The 1,863-nt window shown below is 75.4% G+C and carries 2 protein-coding genes; both read left to right on the forward strand.

Going from position 1 to position 1,863, the window contains the following annotated elements; genetic code table 11:
* The first annotated feature begins 146 nt into the window (after window positions 1-146).
* Window positions 147-1,097, forward strand: coding sequence for a 16S rRNA (cytosine(1402)-N(4))-methyltransferase RsmH (rsmH, locus tag ACTUAL_RS27025; protein ID WP_096496468.1), 951 nt, complete (start codon window positions 147-149; stop codon window positions 1,095-1,097).
* On the forward strand, window positions 1,094-1,861 hold the full coding sequence (locus ACTUAL_RS27030) for a hypothetical protein (protein WP_440902219.1): 768 nt from the start codon (window positions 1,094-1,096) through the stop codon (window positions 1,859-1,861). Before rsmH ends, ACTUAL_RS27030 begins: the two co-directional genes overlap by 4 nt.
* Window positions 1,862-1,863: the final 2 nt, after the last annotated feature.

Genomic DNA, 1,863 nt, shown 5'->3' on the forward strand with positions numbered 1-1,863 from the left:
GCCGACCAGGAGCCAGGACCCAGTGCCGGAACACCGCGCCCAAGACCGGGCGCCAGCGCCGCGGCGGTCGCGCGACGAGAGCAGCAACCAGAGCGAGCAGCAAGCAGGGCGAGCACAGCACGGCCACGGTCGAGGAGAGGACGTTCATGGGTGAGGCGGCGCGGCACGTGCCGGTGCTGCTGGACCGCGTCCTCGGCCTGCTCGCGCCCGCGCTGGCAGACCGCGACGACGCCGTCTTCGTGGACTGCACCCTCGGTCTCGGCGGGCACTCCGAGGCCGTCCTCAAGGCGCACCCCGGCGTGCGGCTCATCGGCCTCGACCGCGACCCGCAGGCCATCGCGCTCGCGAAGGCCCGCCTCGCGCCGTTCGCCGACCGGGTCGAGTTCGTCCAGACCACCTACGACGGCATCGCCGAGGCGGTGGACGGGCGCAAGGTCGACGGCATCCTGATGGACCTGGGCGTCTCCTCGCTCCAGCTCGACGCGCGGGAGCGCGGGTTCGCCTACTCCCAGGACGCGCCGCTGGACATGCGGATGAGCGCGGGCAGCGGCGAGACCGCGGCCGACGTGCTCAACACCTACCCGGCCGCCGAGCTGGCCCGCGTGCTGCGCGACTACGGCGAGGAGCGGTTCGCCCGCAAGATCGCCGCCGCCGTCGTGCGCGAGCGCGCCAAGGAGCCGTTCACCACCAGCGGCAGGCTGGTCGAGCTGCTGTACGCGTCGGTGCCCGCCGCGACCAGGCGCACCGGCGGCCACCCGGCCAAGCGCACGTTCCAGGCCCTGCGCATCGAGGTCAACCGCGAGCTGGAGTCGCTGCGCGCGGCGCTGCCCGCCGCCCTGTCGGTGCTGGCCGTCGGCGGGCGGATCGTCGTCGAGTCCTACCAGTCGCTGGAGGACCGGATGGTCAAGCGCGCGCTCGCCGACCTGGCCGCGTCCCGCACCCCGGCGGGCCTCCCCGTCGAGCTGCCCGGCCACGGCCCCGAGGTCAAGCTGCTGACCAGGGGCGCCGAGGTGGCGAACGAGTCGGAGATCGAGGACAACCCGAGGGCGGCTCCCGTGCGCCTGCGGGCGGCGGAACGGATCAGGGAGGCGACATGACCGCACCGGCCCGCGCGGGCGGCGTCCCGACCAACCCGGCCAGGGGCCCCCGCGAGCGCGCGCTGCGCGCCGTGCCCGAGCGCCCGGCGCGCCCGAGGTCCGGCGCGGCGGAGAAGGCGTACGCCCGCAAGGCGCAGCGCACCGGTCGCAGACCCGAGCAGGTGCGCAAGCCCGCGCCCGTCCACAAGGCCCCGTTCGTGGTCATGGTGATGCTGGTGCTCGGCGTGGGCATCGCGGCGATCATGTGGCTGTCCACCCAGGCCACCGAGGACTCCTACCGGCTGCAGGAGGCCCGCGCCGAGGAGACCGAGCTGGCCCGCAAGGTCGAGCAGCTGCGCCGCGAGGTCGCGCAGGCCGAGTCGCCCCTGACCCTGTCCGAGGCCGCGCGCGGGCTCGGCATGGTCCCGGCGGGCGACCCGGCCAGGCTCCGCCAGCTCCCCGACGGCTCGGTGCAGGTCTACGGCACCCCCAGCGCGGTGCCGCTGCCCGCGCCGACCACGGTGAGCCAGCCCCCGGCGCCCCAGCAGGACGCGCAGAACCAGCAGAACCAGCAGGGGACCGCGCAGGGCCAGGAGGGGCAGACCCAGCAGGGGCAGCCTCAGCAGGGCCAGGGTCAGCAGGGCCAGCCTCAGCAGGGGCAGGCCCCGCAGAACCAGACCGAGCAGGGTCAGGCCCAGCAGGGCCAGCCGCAGCCGAACGCGCAGGACGGCCAGCAGGGGCAGCAGACCGGTGAGCAGCAGGGTCAGCAGCAGCCGCCGGGCTAGCG

The sequence above is a fragment of the Actinosynnema sp. genome (assembly GCF_052038725.1).